Genomic DNA, 20,943 nt, shown 5'->3' with positions numbered 1-20,943 from the left:
TTTTCTTAAAATTAAATTTATCAATAGGCCCTGCGCTTATACCCCCCGGAACCCTTTTTGGATTCGTAGCGCTTCAGGTCCTGCTGGCGTTCTTCGCTTTCCTTTAGGAATCTGGCCAGTTTTTCCTCAAAACTCAGGTTGTTCATCCTCCGGTGCCTCTGGTTTTCCCTGGTCTTGCGGATGGACAGGCTGATTTTGCCGTCTTCGGATATGGCGATCACCTTAACCTTCACGACATCGTTGCAGTTCAGGTAATCTCTGACATCCTTTACGTAACCGTCGGCCACCTCCGATATATGCACCAGACCGGTAGCGCCATCGGGTAGCTCTACGAAAGCTCCGAATCTGGTAATTCCGGTAACTTTCCCCTCTACAATTTGGCCTACATCAACAGGCATTCTAAAAGTATTCCTCCTTTAAAACATTGCGCTTAATGAACTTATTATACTCTACAGATCAGTCCATAGTCAATAAGGCTAATCGTCACGGGACGGCGATATTTTATAAAGAATCTCACCGGGCTTGACCAACCCCAACTGGTCCCTGGCCAGCTTTTCTATGTAGCTTTTAGTATTTAAAAGCTCGATCTCCTTTTCTAGCCTTTTCCTTTCCTCCGCGAGCTGGTTCATCTTCTGGCTGAGCTCCAGCTCCTGCCGGCGCAGCTCATTGATTTTGAACTGCTGCACCGTAAAAGTGTAAACGAAGTATACCAGAAAAAGGACAAAAATTATTCTCCCCAGCTTGAATTGCTTCTTACCTCCCACCGCAAGTCCCCCTTTAGGGTAGTACATTCGATAAAATTTTCAAAAATCCTTCTTTAACCTTCTTTAACCTTTTTTTATTTTTGAAAATACCCGGCGGGCATCACTTAATATCCTTTTTACGAGCCTCACCGCCTTAAACCCGGTTATGCGCCGGAAGACTTTACCGGGAAGGATGAAAATTTTTGAAAAAGTCCGTTCAAGAATCAAAAAAATTCTTATAACGCGGGGACTTACGGCGGTGATATAAAGCAAAAGCCCAACGCCGAATCCCAGAAAAAGATATCCCCTGACCTGGCCGTAATTGATCCTGTAGGTTACATAAAAGGTGATGGCCGCCGTCAACGCCCAGTACGCCAGGTCCCCCAGGGCCGTTAAAAAAGGGCCGGGCCTCCAATAGTTTCTGAGCCGCCTGTAAACGTCGAAAGCCAACCCAGCTACCGCTCCCGAGGCCAGGGCGCCCGCCAAAAAAATCAGCTGGGTATCTACCTCTACCGTATTCATGAGGGCCTCGTTTCCTTCCTTTTCCTTCCACTACCGGAACAGCCGGTTTAGAAGGCCCTTACCCTTTTCCGCGGCGGAGGCTTCCTCCGTATACGCCAGCATCTTCACGAAACCCTCCACAACAATCAGGCCCTGGTCTAGGTTCAACTGTTTCATGTGCATTTTTTCTCCCTTTATGTTGAGCATGCCCTTTTCCGTCGAAAGTATTATATCCTCATCGGTGAATTTTTCTACGTTCAGTACACCGTCTATTTCGAGAATTTCCCTATCCTGCAAAGTGAGCCTATGCTTTGTAGATTTTTTTTCATCCAAATGAAAAGCCCCCCTTTCCTTAAACTTCCCCTAGGAAATTATATTAGGGAGGGCTTTATATTATGATATTCAGTCCCACAATTTGACGATATCAACGCCTTTGAAGTAGTACTTTATTATCTCTTCCGGCGATTTGCCCTGGCGTGCTAGAACGTGGGCGCCCCACTGGGATAGGCCGACACCGTGGCCGAACCCCTTACCTTCCATGATTACTTTTTCCCCTTCAATCCTGAGGCTAGTCAGCAGGGTCGACCTCATTCTCATGGGATCCAGGGCTGTTCTGAGGTCGGGGGCGGGCACGGTGGCGTTGCCTATTTTAATTTTGGTCGCTCTACCGGAGGGGCCTCTCTCGACCACGGATACTTCATCGATGGACCCGGTGTCCTGACCCAGCTTTTCTTTTATCGCCCGCCTCAGCTCCTCTTTGGTGAAGGTGGCCGACCACGTCCTCTTGCCTTCGGGACCGGCGTTCTCATCGGGAGATTTTACAATAGTAATATAAGGCGGCTCTTCTTCCTTGTAATTAAGCCCCTCTTTCGGGGTAGCCGTCATACCGCCCGAGTGGGAGTGGAACCAGGCCTTGACGTATTTCCCCCGGTAAGTTATTACCTTACCCCTGGTCATCTGAACGGCCTTTTTCACTCTGTCGTTGATCTTGGAGGGATTCCAGGCCTGAGCCTCCTCGAAGTCGGTGGATATATCGGCGTCGCCGTATTTTGACTCGCCCTTGTCGGTTACAAACTCCAGCACGTAGGTCCTTGCCAGTATGGCCTGGGCCGCAAGGGCTTCCACCGGCCAGTTGTTTTCCATTTCGCCAGCCACCACTCCTGCTACGTAATCCTCCAGGTTCATCTTTTTCCTGGTCTTGGTCTGCACTTCGTATACGGTGAGCTGGGGTTCCCTGCCCTCGCCCCGGCTGATTTTATCCGGAATTTTGGGAACAAGAGGTTTTTTATCATCGGGCCGCCTCACGGCACACCCGGAAAGTAATATCGCTACTATAATGATGAGAGCCTGTACTTTCAATATCTTGTGCCTCATATCGAATCCTCCCCGAATAAAAAAATCTAACGGTTGCATTATTAGTATTGTTCTCGAGGGGTAAATTATTATCCGCGGAATAAAAAAAAAAGGCCCTGTTGAGCCTTATAATAATCATTATAATTGCGATCTTATTTGTTTATGCTGTCTTTCAGGGCCTTGCCAGCTTTAAAGGCAGGAATGCTGGCAGCGGGAATGTCAATTTCCTCACCGGTTTGGGGATTGCGTCCCTTCCTCTGGCTTCTCTCTCTTACCTCAAAGGTGCCGAATCCCACCAGCTGCACCTTATCTCTCTTCGACAGAGCTTCGGACACAGCTTCGATAAAAGCGTTCAGGGCTTTCTCCGAGTCTTTTTTTGTCAAACCGCTTTTTTCCGCCATTACGGATACCAGTTCCGCTTTGTTCACCCTACTTCCCTCCTCTTAAAGAACTGTGTTTATCATATTTAGTCTATTCTCCGCGAATTCGCAAATTCCTTCTTGTCCCTAGGAAATTTATAACTTTTTTTCTTTTATTTTCCCTTCATTCCATAACCGATCCATGTCTTCCAATGTCATTTCATGGAGCTTTTTATCGATTTTTGTCGCTGCTTCTTCGACATATTTAAACCGCCGTATAAATTTTCGGGTAGCCTCCCTTAGGGCAAGTTCCGGGTTTACACTTAAAAACCGCGCAACGTTGACCACCGCAAATAGGAGATCTCCTATCTCTTCCCTTATTTTTTCACCGTTACCGCTTTTATATACTTCTTTCAGCTCTTGGAGCTCTTCGTACACCTTTTCCAGGGCTCCATCCACATTTTCCCAATCAAAACCAACTCTCGCAGCCTTTTCCTGAACCTTGTAAGCCCTCATCAACGCGGGAAAGGTTTCCGGCACCTTGTCCATTGTCTCGGCATAAGATTTTACTTCTTTTTCCTCTTTTTTTATATCTTCCCAGTTTTTAAGTACGTCGGCGGTACCGCTGACTTTTAAATCTCCAAATATATGGGGATGGCGGCGCACCATCTTTTTGCAGATGCCGTCAACCACATCGTCAAAGCAAAAGCGCCCGTTTTCTTCGGCGATCCTGCTGTGAAAAACTATCTGTAAAAGGAGGTCGCCCAGTTCTTCCGAAAGCTCCCCGGGGTCGCCGCCGTCAATGGCGTCGATCACCTCATAGGCTTCCTCCAGCAAAAAGGGTTTGAGCGTCTCGTGAGTCTGGGCCTTGTCCCAGGGACAGCCGTGCTCTCCCCTCAGCCTTGCCATTATATTAATCAGATCCTTCATCGAATACCGCACGTAATGATCACCTCCTCCTTATGACGCCCATTTTCTGCAGCCAGCGGATTACACGCGATCCTCCCGGTATGAGGCTCAGTTCCTCTTCACCCAGACCTCCCATAGCAAGGAGCAGTAACGGGTATATAAAGGCACCCATACCCACCGCCGCCAGGGTAGCCGCACTGTTGCCCGTACCCGCCGCGCTCATAGCTTCGTAGCAATAGTATACGACCCCTCCCATGACTGCCGTAGCAAGTAAAGGTTTTACTATCATGCGCTTCACATCCAGGGCCATTCCGGTCCATTTCATCGACGAGACGAAATTTAAAAGCGAAGAAATAAGATAACCAACGACGGTGCCGAGAGCCGCTCCCTTTATGTTTATCACCGGAATCGCGGTCAGGGTGTAATTTAAGAATACCTTGAAAAGGGCCCCGACTGCCAAATTTGTAACCGGTATACCGGTTTTCCCCATGCCCTGCAGCACTCCCGTGGTGGTCTGCTGCAGCGCCAGGAAGATGATGCCCCAGGATAGAATTGACAGCGGAATCCCGGCCTGCGGATTCTTGTAGAGCATCTCCGACACCGGCTCGGCCAGTATGAACAACCCCATGGCCGCCGGCAGAGCAAACATAAAGGTTACCCTCACAGCGGTCTCGGCTCTAGATGCCACCATCCGAGCGTTTTTCAGCGCTACGGCCTCCGATATGGCCGGGACGAGACTGGCCGCCAGGCTCATGGTCATCACCGCAGGTAGGTTTATGAGCGGCGCCGCCATGCCCGTGAGCTGGCCGTAGAGTTCGGTGGCCCTCGTCACGGAAAAGCCGGCATCCTGCAGCCTTCTCGTGACAATGGCCGCGTCGGCCAGGTTCATTACCGGGATAATAAGCCCTCCGAGGGTTATGGGTATGGCGAAGGCAAAAAGCCTCCAGGCGATATGTACCGGATTTTCCAGCTCTGCGTCGGAACCGGCCCCGAAGGAATCGAAAAGATCCCTCTTTCGCTTCCTGTAAACCGCCACCAGCAGCAATAACCCTGCTATCGCCCCTACGACCGGCCCGAAGGCGGCCCCGGCGGCGGCGTATTCGACGCCTTTGGGGAGCAGTAACGTCGCCAGCACGAATACGGTTACCACCCGGCCCACCTGCTCAATTATCTGGGACATTGCCGATGGGGTCATATCCTGCATTCCCTGGAAAAAGCCGCGGAAACAGGACATAACCGAAACGAAAAAAATCGCCGGAGAAATACTGATCAGCGGGTAAAAGGCCTTCGGGTTGCCCAAGACCTTCTCGGACAAAACCCTAGCGCTGAGCATTAAAGCCACCGTCAGCACGGCCCCTACCAGCGTCAGGATGATCAGCGACACCTTGAATACCTTGTAGGCGTTTCGGTACCTTTTTACGGCCACATCCCCAGCCACCATCTTGGATATAGCTGTGGGAAGGCCGGCGGTGGAGACGGCTAGCAGCGTCACATATATGGGATAGGCCATCTGATAGAGCCCCATGCCTTCGTCTTTTATCATCATAGCCAGCGGAATCCTGTAGACGGCACCCAGGATCTTTACCAGAAAGCCCGCTGCGGTAAGGATTATGGCTCCTTTAAGAAAGGAATTTCGCTTTTCCGTCAAGGAGGACCCGCCTTTCTTAGCTTTGTTCGTATTCTGCCACTTAATTATATTCTATTTGATTCCATCCTTCAATATTTATTTCCCTGAAGAAAATTATGGTTTTTGTTTTTTATGTATCGGGATGGTGTATGTACAGAGGGTAAAGCCGGTTGAATATATCTTTCACGGGCTATTTACGAGTTTTGTATTGCCACAATCAAATATAAAAATTATATTAAATTTTTTTATGAACGGGATGATTTTAAGTGATATATTATATATAACACGCCTTTACTTTGGGAAATAATGCGAAAACTAACGGAGGAGGAACTGCAATATGGATAATTTAAAATTCCCGTTGCTTGCAAACCTGCGGAAGGTCCATTTCAACCTGCCGGTACCCCGCCTGGTGGAGGAAGCGGTGACAAGAGGCGAAGGAGTGCTGGCCTCCAACGGCGCCCTGATAGTCCGCACGGGAAAATACACCGGCCGGTCGCCAAACGACAAATTCATCGTCGACGAACCGTCGGTCCGCGATGAAATATGGTGGGGCAACAACAGGCCTTTTCCCCCCGACAAATTCGACGCTCTTTTACGCCGCATGGCCGCTTATCTCCAGAACAGGGACGTCTTCGTCTTTGACGGCTTTGTAGGTGCGGACCCCAAGTATCGGATGCCTCTGCGGGTGGTCACCGAGTACGCTTACCAGAACTTCTTTTCAAGACAACTCTTCATTAGGGCTTCCGGCGAAGAATTAAAGGACTTTCAACCGGAGATAACGGTAATCTCAGCCCCCGGCTTTAAAGCCCAGCCCGAAATCGACGGGACCAATTCCGAAGCTTTCATCATACTCAGCTTAGAAAAAAGGATGGTGCTGATCGGCGGAACGTTCTACTCCGGCGAGATAAAAAAATCGGTGTTCACGTTGCTCAACTATATCATGCCCAAGGCTGGGGTGCTTTCCATGCACTGCTCTGCCAACATGGGACGGGACGGTTCTACGGCGCTGTTCTTCGGTCTTTCCGGCACCGGCAAGACCACTCTTTCGGCCGACCCGGAAAGGCTTTTAATCGGTGACGACGAACACGGATGGTCAAACGAGGGCATCTTCAACTTTGAAGGCGGCTGCTACGCCAAGTGCATAAACCTCTCCAGGGAAATGGAACCGCAGATATACGACGCTATAAAGTTCGGCGCGGTGCTGGAAAACGTGGTCTACGACGAGGCGACCCGAGAGCCGGACTACAAAAGTGACGCCATAACCGAAAACACCAGGGCGGCATACCCGGTGGACTACATACCCGGCGCGGTGATACCGGGAATCGGAGGCCACCCCCGGACGGTCATCTTCCTTACCGCCGACGCCTTCGGCGTGCTGCCACCGATAGCCAGGCTGTCCATAGAGCAGGCGACGTACTATTTTATCTCGGGATATACCAGCAAGCTGGCGGGCACCGAGCGCGGGATTACGGAACCGCAGGCCACTTTCTCCGCCTGTTTCGGAGCTCCCTTCCTGCCTCTGTCGCCTATTACTTACGCGGAGCTTTTAGGGGAAAAGATAAAAAAATACAAAGCCGAAGTCTTCCTTGTAAACACGGGCTGGTCCGGCGGGCCGTACGGCGTCGGGCAGAGGATGGAGCTTACCTACACCCGAGCCATGGTGAGAGCCGCTCTCAGCGGGAAACTTTCCGATATCGAGTATGAGCAGGACCCGGTATTCGGTCTGATGATACCCCGGGCGTGCCCCGGTGTGCCCCCGGAGATTCTCAACCCAAAAAATACATGGCATGACAAAAAGGCGTACGATGAAACCGTAAGGAAACTTGCCCGGAACTTTGCGGATAATTTTAAGAAATTTTCAAGCCAATGGCCGCATGCTGCCGCTGCCGGCCCCAGGCTGGTGTGATGCAGGTTAAAAGGCCGCTTTCGAAGCTTAAATAAAAAATAGCAGCTTTTTCGCTGCTATTTTTTATTGATATATATTCATCTGCCTTGATAAGAATCCGGCCGCGGTTTCGGCCACCTTGAGCTCCAACTCCCCCATTGCTACGTTCGGGTCCTTGGTAAGCAGGATTACTGCACCTATGGGATCGCCGTCCGCTATAATGGGGACTATTACCTGGCTGGTATATCTCACTTTGCCGTCCTCATCGTCAGCGGTGATCCTCACGTATTCCTTTTCGTTGGTCCTTGCTATGAGGACGGGCTTGCGTTCTTCCAGTATGGCTTCCATGCTTGAGCTCAGCGGCTTATCCATGAGCTCTTTTTTTGGAGTACCGGATACCGCTATAATTGCATCCCTATCGGCTATGCAGGCAATATGGCCAAGGGAATCGTGGAGGGCTTCGGTGTACTCTTTAGCAAATTCCGCCAGTTCTCCGATGGGGGAGTATTTTTTTAAGATGACCTCACCTTCTCGGTCGGTGAATATCTCAAGAGGGTCGCCTTCACGAATTCTTAGGGTTCGCCGGATTTCCTTCGGAATCACGACTCGCCCAAGATCGTCGATACGTCGAACAATTCCTGTTGCCTTCAATGTTGTCCCTCCCTATTTTCAAAAGCAGGATTTTGTCTCACCATTAGTATACAACCCGGCAACCTGTTTTATTCATTGGAGGGAAGTTGTAGAAATTCAACCATCTCTTCCAGCAACTTTTGAATCCGCAAAAACAGCTTGTACCCCGATAGATTTCTTACTTTAAAAGTAAAGGCCGGCACCGTAGTGCCAAGAAAATTCACCCTATTTTGAAAGGCGGCGCTGAGGGCGAAAAACTGCTCCGGCGATAGAGCATTAGCCGACTGAAACTTGAAAGTTATTATATCATTTTGCTGGATAATACTCGATAATTTTAATTTTTTGGCCAGAACTTTGAGGCGCGCTACAAATAAAAGATTCCTGGTAGGTTCCGGTATATCCCCGAACCTGTCTTCTATTTCTTCTTCCAGGTCGTCGGCCTCTTCCAGGGTCTCTACCGCAGCGATGCGCCGGTATATATCTATCTTCTGGGCGGCATTCGGGATGTAATCGTCTCCGATGTAAGCGCTCAGCTTGAGGTCTATTACAGGCTGGACCTCTTCCGGCTCAGGTTCGCTCCTGAGCTCCCGGACGGCCTCGGCCAGGAGCTTACAGTAAAGGTCGTAACCCACGGTCATCATGTGACCGTGCTGTTCGGTGCCGAGGATATTACCGGCACCGCGGATCTCTAAGTCCCTCAGTGCTATCTTGAACCCGGCGCCGAATTCGGTGAAATCCCTTATGGCTGCCAGGCGCTTTTCCGCTGCCTCGCTGAGCGTTTTATCCTTCTTGTAAGTAAAGTACGCGAAGGCCTGGGTGCTGGACCTGCCGACGCGCCCCCGCAGCTGATAAAGCTGGGAAAGACCAAATCGGTCGGCCGATATTACAATAAGGGTATTGACATTGGGTATGTCTAACCCCGTCTCGATGATGGTGGTGCACACCAGCACGTCGTACCGGTGCTCATAAAAATCCATCATCACCTCTTCCAGCTCATTCTCATGCATCTGTCCGTGGGCCACCGCGATCCTGGCCTCCGGCACCAGGGCTGAGAGTCTTTTAGCCTCTTCATAGATGGTATTTACTCTATTGTAGACGTAATAAACCTGCCCTCCCCTTGAAAGTTCTCTCATTATGGCGTCCCTTATAAGGGAGTCGCTGTACTCCACCACGTAGGTTTGTATGGGGTAGCGGTTTTCGGGGGGAGTCTCCATGACGCTCATATCCCTTATACCGGTCATAGCCATGTGCAGCGTCCGCGGTATGGGAGTCGCGGTCATGGTAAGCACATCCACGTTTTTCTTGAGCTGTTTTATCTTTTCCTTGTGAGAGACGCCGAACCTCTGCTCTTCATCTATGATAAGGAGCCCTAAATCCTTGAACTTCACGTCCTTCTGCAACAGCCTGTGGGTGCCTATAATTATATCTATAGCACCGTTCTTCAGGTCTTTTATTATAGCCTTCTGTTCGGCCTTTGATTTAAAACGACTTATCACCTCGACCCTTACCGGAAAAGGTGCAAATCTCTCGGAAAAGGTGCGGTAGTGCTGCTCGGCCAGGATGGTGGTGGGTACCAGCACCGCCACCTGCTTCGCATCCATGACCGCCTTGAAAGCCGCCCTCAGGGCAACTTCGGTCTTGCCGTAGCCCACGTCGCCGCAGAGGAGCCTATCCATGCATTTGTCGCTCTCCATATCCCTTTTTACTTCCTCGATGGCGGTGAGCTGGTCCGGCGTTTCCTCATACGGAAACAAGTCCTCGAATTCCTTCTGCCACACCGTATCGGGAGAAAAGGCAAAACCCTTCATGGCCTGCCGGGCGGCGTAAAGCTCCAGCAGTTCTTTCGCCATCTCCTTTACCGATTCCTTGACCCGGGTTTTGGCCTTGGCCCACTCGCTGCTCCCCAATTTATTCAACTTCGGCGGCCTGTCTTCGGGTCCCACGTATTTGTGGAGCATCTCCACCTGATCGGTAGGTACGTAAAGTTTATCCCCGCCGGCGTACTGGATGGCGAAGTAGTCCTTTTTGTGCCCCTCCACCTCCAGGGTCTCTATCCCCAAGTACCTGCCGATTCCGTGGGTTATGTGCACGACATAATCCCCGGCCGAAAGCTCATCGATCGAAGTAATTCTTTTGCCTCCGGCGCGCACCTTCGGCCTTTTTTGCTTTATCTTGGGTTGTCCGTAGACGTCCAGATCGGAAATCAGCGCGAACTTTATCTCGGGAATCTGAAACCCCTTTTCCAGAGAACCCGGAGTTATTACCACCTGGCCCGGCAGCAGTTCGTCACCCAAAGTACCGTAAAAGGCGGCATCAAGTGCTTTTTCCCTCAGAGTCCTGCTGAGATGTTTTCCCCTCTCGCCGGTCCCGGAAAGGATAACGACGCGGTATCCCTTTTTCTTAAAATGCGCTACCTCCTCTGCCAGCAGGTCCACCTTGCCGTGGAAGGAGGTAACCGAACGGAACTGGAAGGAGTATAAACCGCCTATTTCAAATTCTCCCGGAATCCGCGGGAGCATGGAAATGTAAACGGTTTTCGACTTCCTCAGATTTTCCAGGATGTCAAAAGGTGTAAAATACATTTCCGAAACCGAAGGCAGCACCTCGCCCTTTTCCAGAAGGCCCTTGTAGGTCTCTTCTATTTCAAAAGCCGAATTCTTGGTGCTCTCTACGATCTTTCCCGGCTCAACCAGTATCACAAGCGGTGGCAAAGTAAAATAATCGGTCAGAGCCGAAAGGTTCGAATAAAAATGGGAAATGTAATGCTGGGCCGATTCAAAAAACTGGCCGTTTTCCAGCTTTTCTATATGTTCTAGTATCTTTTCCTCCAGCTGTGCGGCTATTTGGGCGGACCCCGTAAGCTCGAAAGCCTTTTTTCTGTCCTCTAGCTCTCGGGCTATGCTGATGGCGGCGTTTTTGGCCGTTTCCCTGTCGAACACCACTTCCCGGGCGGGGAATATAAATACCTCTTCCAGCTTATCCATAGATCGCTGGTCTTCCACCGAAAATTCCCGGATAGAGTCCACCTCATCACCGAAAAACTCCATGCGGTAGGGATTTTCCGCCGTCAGGGGATACACATCCAGGATACCGCCCCGCACGGCGAACTGGCCCCTGCCTTCTACGGTGTCCACCCTCTCGTATCCCATGAAGGAAAGCTTTAAAACCGCCTCTTCCAGTGGTATTGAATCTCCCACCCGGAGCTTGATTGTGAATTTTTTAACAACATCGGGTGGCATCATTCTGTTGGTAAGGGCCTGCAACGGGGATACGACCACCGGTTGTTTGCCGGTGACCAGGGATTCCATGACCTTCAGCCTTTGCGCAGTTAATTCCGGGCTCCTGGCGGCGGTCTCGTAAGGTATCACGGAGCTCGCCGGGAACATCTCAACGTCTTCGGTCCCCAGAAAATACGCTAGGTCGTCGGCCAGCTTCCTGGCGTCCAGCGAATCGGCGGTAACCACCAGCACGGGTTTCGGGAATCTTTTTCTTACCGCGGCTATCAGGAAGGCCCTCTGGGAATCGGAAAGTCCGTAGGCGAAGAGCCCGGACAGCCCCTTTTCCAGGTCGCCGGCCAGTTTATTAAATTCGGTTATTTCTCTCGATAAAAAATCTATATCCATCTTTTACTCCCTTTGGTGTCCAAGACATTTTTTAATATTATGACAATTATCAGCAAGTCAGCCACTTTTATTATTATCGCCGGTTTACCGGTCCTTTATTAAGTTCAGCTGATTCGGCTATTATATTATATAAAATATTATACCATATAGCAACTCAAGGACCCGCCGTATTTTATAGATTAAGCCGGCGCCGGGCTTTTAAACCCGGCACATCTTCATTATTCCTTCTTTATGATGTTTTCGTTCCTGGAAAAAGGTTCGTCGAAGATCATGTGACCTGCAAGGGTGTCTTCCTTTTTACCCTCGATCAGGAACTGAACCTTCTCGATCCCTGGAAGTTCCGTGAGGGAATTCACTACAGAATTGATGGTATGGGCCTCACCGGTGGAGCCGCCCCAGTGATTTTCCTTAAACTCTTTTGAAAAGTTGACGTAGGCGATACCGTCTTTTACCTCTATCGACAGCAGCTTCGTCCCCTCGGGTATGGTCCTGAAAAGCCCCGGTTTTGTGGGTCCCTTTATGAGTTCTTCCACTACGATCTGCTCCAGGGGTCTTCCGTCCTTTTGCACCTCCCTGACTTCCGGCTCCAGGTACATGGCATTTTCGCCGGTGAAGTAGAGCGTTACCGCAACTTTATTCAGGTCCCGGTTTATCTTTTCAATGTCGTACCTGCCGAGCGGTCCGTAAGGGTTGCCGCTGGGCGCGATAAGCTCCTTCCCCTCAACGAGTATAAGCACTTTTTCTATTTCCGGCAGGTCGGCCAGGGTGTTCACCACCGAGATCACCACAAAGCTCTCCGCCATCACGCCGGGGAAACGGGCGAATTCCTTTGAAAAATTCACGGTTGCTTGTTTGTTATCAACTTTTAATTCTAAAAGCCTTGTGCCTTTGGGAATGTTGGACTTCAGCCCTTCTTTTGTCGGCCCTTTTAGCAGCTCTTCCACAGCCACCTGGGATAAGGTCTTGCCCCGCGGCATCTGGACGGTTCTCTCCTCTACGAGGATCTCGCTGTTGTCCTCATTGTTATAGTAAAGGTTTATCCTGGCGGTGCGTTTTCCCGGCATACACGCGGCCAGGATTGCCAGGAGACAGAGCAAAAGACACACGGCCGTAATTTTTTTCATCATAAATCACTCTCCGCAATTTACTTTAATATCAATCTATTCTTTTTCTCATTTTTTTGATTGAACCCTATTCCCCATCACCCAACCGTTCCAGCCTATATGAAGCAGCGCGGAAATAAAAATTCCCGCGGCCAGGTTCCCGGAACGGTCCGCCGTCATGACCGCGGCGGCGCCGAAAAACGCATGGCTCAGCAGGGCAAGGGCACCTGCCAGGCACGAACGGCGGCTCCAGCTCCGGGCTGCATCGTAAAAGGCTTCCACCGCCCCGAAGGCGACGTGGGACGAAAGTATATCCCCTCCCAGCAGCGCCGCTAAACCGGTCTTGATGATTTCTTCGAGCACCGGAGCCCCAAGGGTTACCGCCTCCTCCTTCACCGCCCCGGCCAGCCTTGTGTTAAAAACCAGAGAGATGAGGGCCGATATAAGGCCCGCCGCCACACCGTATCCCACCCTCTGAACCAAGGCATTCCCTCCAATTTCCCGCGTCATAATTAATTTATCCCATATAGGTCGTAAAAAATCATAAGTTTTGCGCGGGACGGATAAATGCTATAAATTTCCCCTTCTAAAAAACCGCGGACGGGTATATAATATATACAAACAAATGTTTGTAGGAGGGGTTCCCGTGGCCTTCTGTCACCTTCACGTCCATTCGGAATACAGCCTGCTCGACGGCCTGTGCCGCCTGCCCCTGCTGGTGAAGAAGGCGGCGGAACTTGCCATGCCTGCCCTGGCCCTGACCGACCACGGCGGCCTCTACGGCATGGTTCCCTTTTACAGGCTATGCCTGGAGGCGGGCATAAAGCCCATACTGGGATGCGAGGTATACGTGGTCGAGGATGTAACCTGCCGGTGGGGGAAGGAATCTTTCCACCACCTGGTGCTGCTTTCGGAAAACCAGGAAGGGTTCAAAAACCTGCTCTCCCTGGTCACCCGTTCCCATGTGGACGGCTTTTACTACCGCCCCAGGGTTGACAAAAAGCTCCTCGCATCGCACGCCAAGGGTTTAATTGCTTTGAGCGGCTGCATCCGGGGCCAGGTGGCGGACCTCATCCTTCGCGGAGACGTAAAAGCTGCCGAGGAAGCGGCAAAAGAGTATGCGGACATCTTCGGCCGGGACAACTTCTTTCTGGAGCTCCAATACCACGGGCTTGCCGCCGAGAAAAAGGCCAACTTCTGGATGAGGTCCATCGCCGAAAGGCTGGGAATCGGGCTCGTGGCCACCAACGACGTCCACTACCTGCAGCCCTCGGACGCCGGAACCCACAGGGTGCTGCTCGCGGTCCAGACCCTCTCCGCTCTGGGCGAAGCGGCGTCTCTGCCGGGAAACCAGCATTACCTCAAAAGCCCCGCGGAAATGGAGGCTTTGTTCCGTGAGATCCCCGGGGCCCTCGAAAACACCGTAGCCATAGCGGAGAGGTGTGACGTACGCCTTCCCCTGGGAGGGACTAAACTGCCGGAAATAGCCCTGCCCGAAGGGGTTAGCGCCGACGACTATCTGCGAAAACTTTGTTTTCAGGGGGCAGCTGCGCGATACGGCCGCCCGCTGCCGCAGGAGGTGAAGGATAGACTTAATTACGAGCTTTCGGTGATAAAAAAGACCGGCTACGCCGGCTACTTTCTCATAGTCAAGGACATCGTGGATTTTGCCCGCAAAAGGGGAATCATCGTAGGGGCAGGGCGCGGTTCGGCGGCCGGAAGCCTGGCGGCCTACGTGCTCGGCATAACCGACGTGGATCCCTTAAAATACGGCCTCATCTTCGAGAGGTTTTTGAATCCCGAAAGGATAAGCCCGCCGGATATCGACATCGACCTGTGCCACCTGGGGAGGCGGGAAGTGCTGGAATACATAAGGCACCGCTTCGGCAGGGAGCGCATCGCCCACGTGGGCGCCTTTTCCACCCTTCAGGCGCGGGCTGCACTCAGGGACACGGGGCGCGCCCTGGGCCTTGCCTACGAAAAAATAGACGCCGCCTGCTCCCGCATTCCTTACTCCCACATAAACCTGGAAGATGCGCTAAAGGAAAGCCCGCACCTTTCTTCCCTTGTCAAAAACGACGCCGGGGTCCGCCGGGCCTTTGCCATCGCCCGCAAGCTCCAGGGGCTTCCCCGCCATATGACCCAGCACTCGGCAGGGGTGGCGATAGCCGACAGGCCCCTTACCGAATACGTGCCGCTCCAGCGCGCATCGGGTGAGGAGATAATAACCCAGGCGGACATGTACGCCCTGGAAGAGCTGGGCCTTGTGAAAATAGACCTTTTGGGGCTCAGGTTTTTGACCGTCATCGGCGAGACGCTGAAGCTGGTCCGGGATCGGTACGGCATCGATATGAAACCGGAGGAAATACCCCTTGACGACGAAAAAACGTATATGGTCCTGGCCCGGGGAGATACGGGAGGCTGTTTCCAACTGGAATCCGGAGGCATGAGGAAAATGCTGAGAAGGATAAAGCCCAAAAACATCGAGGACCTGTCCGCGGTCCTTGCCCTGTACCGCCCCGGCCCCTTAAAGAGCGGCATGGCCGAAGAATTCATAGCCCGCCGCCAGGGCATAAAGCCGGTTTCGTATATCCACCCCGCCCTGGAACCGGTGCTCAGGGATACCTACGGCGTATTCGTCTATCAGGAACAGCTCATGCAGGCGGCCTGCCTTATATCCGGCTATACGCCCGGAGAGGCGGACCTGCTGCGCCGGGCCATCGCCAAAAAGAAAAAAGATGAGATAGAGAGGGAAAAACCCCGGTTCCTGAAGCGGGCGGTGGAAAGGGGCATCGATGAAAAAACCGCCGGGGAATTGTTCGCCACCCTGGAGGCCTTCGGAGACTACGGCTTTAACAAGTCCCACAGCATATCCTACGCCGTCATGGCTTACCGCACCGTTTACCTGCGGGAGCATTTTCCCCTGGAATATTTCGCATCGCTTTTTAACCTTTACATGGACACTCCGTCGCGCCTGCAGCTTTACCTGTGTGAAGCCCGCCGCCGGGAAATCCGGCTGCTTTTGCCGGACATAAACATGAGCGGCGCGGGGTTTGTACCCGAAGGTGGACCGCACCAGCGCGCCATACGAGCCGGCCTCGCCCTTATAAAGAACCTGGGGCCCCGGGGGATGGAGGAAATCCTGCAGGCCCGCGAGGACTGCCCCTTTACAGGTTTTTTCGATTTCTGCCGCCGGGTGGACCGGAGGGTCATAAACGCCAGGGCTCTGGAGTCCCTGGTGTTTTCGGGGGCCTTCGACTCCTTCGGCATACCCCGTCCCGCGCTCATCATCTCCCTGAAATGGATGCTTTCCGGGTGCTCCGGCCGGCCTCAAAACCAGCTCTGCCTCCTGAACGAAAATCCGGACGTTGAAGCCCTGGCCGCAGACCTTTCCGTGGCTGACTTCACCCCCAGCCAGAAGATGGCCCAGGAGATGATGTCAATGGGCTACTACATTACAGCCCACCCGATGGAATTTATAAAAGGAAGGCCGGAGGAAACCTGTACCCATACCGCTTCGGACGTGGAAGAAATTGGCGAAAAGCAAAGGGTCAGGATCTCAGGCATACTGCTGGATCTCCGGTCGGGCAGGACCCGCAGCGGCGAGCGCATGTTGTTCGCCAGGCTGGAAGACCTCACCGGCTCGGTGGAGCTCGTAATTTTCCCCCGTCAGTTGCGCCTTTTTGCCCCCTGGATTTACGTGGGCTCCGTTGTATTGGTGGAAGGCTGGGTGGACCTGAACGACGACGGCCACCGGACCGTAGTGGCGGAGGAAATCCGGCCTCTCACAGGCTGCGACCTTACAACTTCCCGGGAAGGCCGGTGCCCGTAAGATCAACCCTTGTAAAAAAGCACGATCCGGTTGGTATTGGTCCCGTAACTGTTGTTATCTATGCCCCATATATGGGATGTCTTGGTAAAGTGCTGCTGGTTGACCACTATGCCCGGGCATTCGAATCCGGCTCTCAGCCCCAGCGGCACCACGTGCTCGTCCAGGTTGATGGACCCCCTTCGCACTTCTCCGACCTCGAAGGCCACCCATCCCCCCGGCGCCGTTACCCTGTAAAGCTCGAAAAACACCTCCTGCATTATGCCGCACCAGTCTGAAAGATCCCGGGCCACCGTTATCCTCTTTGCGATGTCGTTGGGGTCTATACCGTTAAACCAGCAGCGAAGCCAGTTGTCGGAGGCGTAATCCACCACATCGAGGAAAGGAGGGGAAGTGACCGTAAGATCCACCGACCCGGATTCGATCCCGGGTGTGTGTCGGGCGTCACAGCTCAAAAAGAGCGCCGATCTGCCGGCCTTTAAAAGGTTTAGCTTTTCCCTGCGTTCAAGCCTCCCGAGAAGGCTTTTCGTCTTTTTCATGATGATGGCCCTGGTATCCCGGTACTCGGGCTTCTGCCCCAGTCTCTCGTTTATCTTTGCCTGCCTTTCGGGGGTCACGGCCTGGTTGGGTGGCAATGTATAGACCGAAAAAAAGCCGCGCGAATGCCCCGTCAGCCTGCTGGTGGCCACCATCCTTATCCAGCGGTCAACGTCGTCTTCCGTCCCCTCCTGCCTTCTCTTGTTGAGGTAATTCCTTAAGGAGACTATTTCCGCCTCGGTATCCGGGTGGTAAAACATCGAAAGGTCCATTTCCGCCCGGGCTCCGGTATTAATCGGCACCTGCCGGAGCCTTTCTTCCACCTCATCCGGCGACGGGATAAAGAACCTGGGGCGGCACAGGATTTCGCTGAGAGGGTTTATATCGTTGGATATAACCCTTCTTCCCAAGAGCCCCGCCTCCACCACCGTGGTGCCGCGCCCGCTGAAGGGGTCGTACACCACGTCCCCCTCGCCGGTGAGAAGCTGGATGAAAAAGGAAGGAAGCTGGGGTTTAAAGCAGGCCCTGTAGGAGATCTCATGGATGGAAGAAGCCTGCCTCTGCCTGGATGTCCAGAATTCGTTTACGAACCGGGGTACTTCTACCCCCTCGACGGCGACGTATTCGATCCGCGTCCGGGTTTCTCCCGGCCGCTCGGTGAGAAATTTGATGATCCTGTCAGTGCCTTTTATCTAAATCCCCCCATCCTAACTTCGCTTCCAGGTACCGGTGCGTTCGTCGTACTCCATATCTATACTTCCGTCTTCACCTTTTCGCCCTGTATCCGGTATTTTTTTACGGGATTTATACAGGTACCAGGCAAGGCCCCCCAGCGCGATAAGCGGCCACAATTCTAATAAAACTACACCGGCCGCCATAAGGACAAGCAGAATCCCGGCAAGGTAAAGGGGACTTAAATCCACGCGGGTTTTCCCTTTCCCTTTTACCTCCCTGTTAAAGCTCCTGCCGGCCTCCATCAGGATATATCCCAGGAGCGAAAGCAGCATTGCCCGGATCCATTTTTTCATATAAGGTCCCTCCTATAGATCACCTTGACCGCCGCCAGCAATTATTCTTTTTTTCTTCGACATTGAAAGGGCAATATCCTTCCAAAACAAAATAAGAGCTTTGAATTAATCAAAGCCCGTCCTAAAGAGTATTGCTTTTGAAAAATCCACCGATACATCCACCTTCTCACCCGGCCTGTAAATCACGGTGTTATCCGCGGCGCACAAAAGCGAAAGGCCTTCCCGAAACACCCTGTAGTAGACGCACCCCCCGGCGAACCGCGTATCGCATATCGTCCAGCCCGCCCTTTCGCCTCCCGGTGAAATTCTCACGTGTTCGGGCCTTATCACTGCCGTATAATCTCCGTCGGCTGCCTGCGGTGCGGGCAAATTTCCAAGAGGACAGAAAAAAACGCCGTTTTTGACCATGCCCTTCACGTAATTTTTTTTGTCGCCGAGAAACTCGGCCACTTCCAGGGATGCCGGCCTGAAATACACTTCCTCGGGAGTGCCCACCTGCTTTATCGAGCCGTCAATCAGCACCGCTATCCTGTCGGACATCATGAAGGCCTCTTCCCAGTCGTGGGTCACCAGGATGGTGGTCATCTCCATTCTGCGCTGAAGGTCCCGGGTGAACTCCCTCATGGATTCCCTGAGGCGCGGGTCCAGGTTGGAAAAAGGTTCGTCTAAAAGAAGCACGCGCGGCTTCACCGCCAAGGCTCTCGCCAGGGCAACCCGTTGCTTTTGGCCTCCGGAAAGTTCGTGGGGGTATTTGTGTTCGTATCCCTTCATGTCCACCAGGGCGAGCATCTCGGCTACTATCCTTGCCCTTTTATAGCGGGGAACTCCGGCCATCCTGAGGCCGAAGGCCACGTTTTGCTCTACGGTCATGTGGGGAAAGAGCAGGTAGTCCTGAAAAACGAGCACGGCTCCCCTCTTTTCCACCGGCACCTTCACTACCGGGACGCCGTCGAAGTAGATTTCACCGGCGTCGGGCTTTAAAAGCCCGGCTATTATCTTCAAAAGCGTAGTCTTGCCGGCTCCCGAAGGGCCTAAAAGTGATAGGAGCTGCCCGCCGGCCACCTCAAAACTTATATCCTTAATGATTTTTTCTCCTCCGAAAGCCTTGCTCACATTTTCCACTCTTATCTCGGCCATACGATATCTCCTTCGGTGTCACGTATAAAAATACTGTCCCTTTTTGACCCATCTTTTAACCAGCGCCTCCAGGGCGAAAACCCAGATGAGGACGGTGCCGATAAAGGCCAGGCTGAAGACGGCGCTCAGGTGCCGGTCTCCCCCCTGTATGAAGGGGAAGAGCAGCATTGAAAACGTCACCACCCGGCCTCCGCCGATGAGGAAGGTGAGGAAATACTGGCTGAAAGAAACGACGAAGGCCATTATGCCGGCGGTTACAAGCCCCGGGGATATAAGCGGCAAAGTTACGTAGATGTAAGTCTCAAGCCAGCCGGCCCCCAAAACCCTAGCCTGCTGCTCTATCCTGTCGCCCAGTGCTTCGAACACACCGGTCAAAATCTTTATCCCGTAAGGCAGGCATAGCAGGAGGTGGGCCAGCACCACACCCCAGAAGGTGTCAGCAAGACCTATGCGAATGAAATTCACATGGATTCCCATGGCAATGGCCGTCGTGGGGATAACCATGGGTGAAAGCACGAAAATCTCGATGGCTCTCTTGCCCCTGAACTCGTGAAAGGCCAGAGCCCTGGCCGCCGGAAGGCTGAAAATTACTGTGAGGAATGCCACCACCGAAGAGAGCAGCACGCTGTAAAGCAGCACCGGCAGGACCCCTGTGCAGGGATTTAACAGGTGAACCCATCCTCTCACCGAAAAGCCCGTGGGAAAAAGGTGGGGCCAGGGCCATTCCCTGGCGAAGGCCCAGAGCACCAGCACCGCCATGGGGAAGATCATGACCCCTATTGCGGCGTGAAGCAGCAGGTTGACAAATCTTCTTTCCATATTACCACCCGGCCCTCGCCATCTGCCTGCTGTAAATGTATATCAGTATGAAGGAAACCGCCACCATCACCATGTTCACCGCCATCGCATAGGGCCTTGCCGATAGCTCGGGGCTCACGTAATAAGTGTATGCCAGCACCGGCAGCGCCCTGGGGTGGGTGGGCCCTATCAGGTAGGGAACCTCCCAGGACCCGAAGGCGTAGGCGAACAGAAAAAGGAACGAAGGAATTACAGCCGGCTTTAAGAGCGGCAGCACCACATAGTAAAATGCCTCCCACCTGCCGGCGCCCAGACTCAACGCCGCTTCAAACAGCCCCGGGTTGGTATTTTTCAGGATGGTGTAGACCATAAAGGTAGCAAAAGGTGTGCCCTTCCATAAGTAGGTCAGTATCACCCCGATGCCCGCCCTGTCGAACACCATACCGGGGAAAGCGTTTTCGGCGCTCAGCAGCCCCAGGGCGTAAAGCAACCTGGGCAGGATGCCGCTGCTCGATAATATGCTCAGCACCAGCAGTACCGCGATGGTATGAGGCACTATTATTGGCAGCCTGTAAAGGTAATTGCTCAAGTTTTCCTTTCGGGGACTGTGAACGAGCAGCACCGCCAGAAATATCCCCAGGATAACGGCCAGCGCCGAAGAAACAAAAGCCACGTAGAACGAAAAAACAAGGCTTTTCAAAAAATCCGGGTTCTTCAGGACCGCGATGTAAAACTTCAGGCTGTAACCGCTAAGCCCCGCAGCGGGGAAATGGCCCAGGCTCTGCTCAAAAGCGGTGTGTATCCCCGTAAATATGAGCCATGCCTCTACCAGCAGAACGGGCGCAAGCATGACGTACGGCCTTAACCTTTCACCGTTCACA

Annotated in this window: 19 protein-coding genes; 2 read left to right on the top strand and 17 right to left on the bottom strand. The window is 52.8% G+C overall.

Annotated features, from left to right (window positions below):
- Positions 1–20 precede the first annotated feature (20 nt).
- From TOCE_RS00565 to TOCE_RS00530, 8 genes are all read right to left on the bottom strand, one after another.
- Positions 21–398: a S1 RNA-binding domain-containing protein gene (locus TOCE_RS00565; RefSeq protein WP_013274952.1), complete on the bottom strand. Its 378-nt coding sequence runs from the start codon at positions 396–398 to the stop codon at positions 21–23.
- Between the two features lie 78 nt (positions 399–476).
- On the bottom strand, positions 477–764 hold the full coding sequence (locus TOCE_RS00560) for an FtsB family cell division protein (RefSeq protein ID WP_013274951.1): 288 nt from the start codon (positions 762–764) through the stop codon (positions 477–479).
- Positions 765–827: 63 nt separating this feature from the next.
- Positions 828–1,265 (bottom strand): spore cortex biosynthesis protein YabQ, encoded by a 438-nt coding sequence (gene yabQ, locus TOCE_RS00555; protein WP_013274950.1) that lies wholly within the window; start codon positions 1,263–1,265, stop codon positions 828–830.
- Positions 1,266–1,295: 30 nt separating this feature from the next.
- Positions 1,296–1,577, bottom strand: coding sequence for a sporulation protein YabP (gene yabP, locus TOCE_RS00550; protein WP_013274949.1), 282 nt, complete (start codon positions 1,575–1,577; stop codon positions 1,296–1,298).
- Between the two features lie 69 nt (positions 1,578–1,646).
- Positions 1,647–2,618, bottom strand: coding sequence for a SpoIID/LytB domain-containing protein (locus TOCE_RS00545; RefSeq protein ID WP_013274948.1), 972 nt, complete (start codon positions 2,616–2,618; stop codon positions 1,647–1,649).
- Positions 2,619–2,749: 131 nt separating this feature from the next.
- Positions 2,750–3,025, bottom strand: a complete 276-nt coding sequence (locus TOCE_RS00540) for an HU family DNA-binding protein (protein WP_013274947.1) — start codon at positions 3,023–3,025, stop codon at positions 2,750–2,752.
- A gap of 87 nt (positions 3,026–3,112) precedes the next feature.
- The gene (mazG, locus tag TOCE_RS00535; RefSeq protein ID WP_013274946.1) at positions 3,113–3,898 is read right to left on the bottom strand and encodes a nucleoside triphosphate pyrophosphohydrolase; all 786 of its coding nucleotides are present in this window, start codon (positions 3,896–3,898) and stop codon (positions 3,113–3,115) included.
- A gap of 7 nt (positions 3,899–3,905) precedes the next feature.
- Positions 3,906–5,513, bottom strand: a complete 1,608-nt coding sequence (locus TOCE_RS00530; RefSeq protein WP_013274945.1) for a putative polysaccharide biosynthesis protein — start codon at positions 5,511–5,513, stop codon at positions 3,906–3,908.
- Positions 5,514–5,829: 316 nt separating this feature from the next.
- Here TOCE_RS00530 and pckA point away from each other — a divergent pair, with 316 nt between their 5' ends.
- Entirely contained in the window at positions 5,830–7,398 is a 1,569-nt protein-coding gene (gene pckA / locus TOCE_RS00520) for a phosphoenolpyruvate carboxykinase (ATP) (RefSeq protein WP_013274944.1), read from the top strand.
- A 63-nt stretch (positions 7,399–7,461) separates the two neighbouring features.
- On the opposite strand, the gene spoVT is transcribed toward pckA, so the two are convergent.
- The 4 genes from spoVT to TOCE_RS00500 form a co-directional block, all read right to left on the bottom strand.
- Positions 7,462–8,028, bottom strand: a complete 567-nt coding sequence (gene spoVT / locus TOCE_RS00515; protein ID WP_013274943.1) for a stage V sporulation protein T — start codon at positions 8,026–8,028, stop codon at positions 7,462–7,464.
- 68 nt (positions 8,029–8,096) lie between these two features.
- Positions 8,097–11,630: a transcription-repair coupling factor gene (gene mfd / locus TOCE_RS00510; protein ID WP_013274942.1), complete on the bottom strand. Its 3,534-nt coding sequence runs from the start codon at positions 11,628–11,630 to the stop codon at positions 8,097–8,099.
- Between the two features lie 218 nt (positions 11,631–11,848).
- Complete coding sequence (locus TOCE_RS00505; RefSeq protein ID WP_013274941.1) at positions 11,849–12,757, bottom strand: GerMN domain-containing protein; 909 nt, start codon at positions 12,755–12,757, stop codon at positions 11,849–11,851.
- Between the two features lie 45 nt (positions 12,758–12,802).
- Positions 12,803–13,216, bottom strand: a complete 414-nt coding sequence (locus TOCE_RS00500; protein WP_013274940.1) for a hypothetical protein — start codon at positions 13,214–13,216, stop codon at positions 12,803–12,805.
- 163 nt (positions 13,217–13,379) lie between these two features.
- On the opposite strand from TOCE_RS00500, the gene dnaE reads away from it, so the two are divergent.
- Entirely contained in the window at positions 13,380–16,565 is a 3,186-nt protein-coding gene (gene dnaE, locus TOCE_RS00495) for a DNA polymerase III subunit alpha (RefSeq protein WP_013274939.1), read from the top strand.
- 2 nt (positions 16,566–16,567) lie between these two features.
- On the opposite strand, the gene TOCE_RS00490 is transcribed toward dnaE, so the two are convergent.
- From TOCE_RS00490 to TOCE_RS00470, 5 genes are all read right to left on the bottom strand, one after another.
- Complete coding sequence (locus tag TOCE_RS00490) at positions 16,568–17,728, bottom strand: DNA methyltransferase (protein ID WP_425358474.1); 1,161 nt, start codon at positions 17,726–17,728, stop codon at positions 16,568–16,570.
- A 78-nt stretch (positions 17,729–17,806) separates the two neighbouring features.
- The gene (locus TOCE_RS00485) at positions 17,807–18,127 is read right to left on the bottom strand and encodes a hypothetical protein (RefSeq protein ID WP_013274938.1); all 321 of its coding nucleotides are present in this window, start codon (positions 18,125–18,127) and stop codon (positions 17,807–17,809) included.
- Positions 18,128–18,232: 105 nt separating this feature from the next.
- Complete coding sequence (locus TOCE_RS00480) at positions 18,233–19,264, bottom strand: ABC transporter ATP-binding protein (protein ID WP_013274937.1); 1,032 nt, start codon at positions 19,262–19,264, stop codon at positions 18,233–18,235.
- 18 nt (positions 19,265–19,282) lie between these two features.
- Positions 19,283–20,083, bottom strand: coding sequence for an ABC transporter permease (locus tag TOCE_RS00475; RefSeq protein ID WP_013274936.1), 801 nt, complete (start codon positions 20,081–20,083; stop codon positions 19,283–19,285).
- A 1-nt stretch (position 20,084) separates the two neighbouring features.
- Positions 20,085–20,942 carry an ABC transporter permease gene (locus tag TOCE_RS00470; protein ID WP_013274935.1) on the bottom strand — a complete coding sequence of 286 codons (858 nt, stop codon included), beginning with the start codon at positions 20,940–20,942 and terminating at the stop codon, positions 20,085–20,087.
- Position 20,943 lies beyond the last annotated feature (1 nt).

It is taken from the genome of Thermosediminibacter oceani DSM 16646, assembly GCF_000144645.1.
In the GTDB taxonomy this organism is placed as follows: domain Bacteria; phylum Bacillota; class Thermosediminibacteria; order Thermosediminibacterales; family Thermosediminibacteraceae; genus Thermosediminibacter; species Thermosediminibacter oceani.
This window is presented reverse-complemented; position numbering and strand designations above follow the sequence as displayed.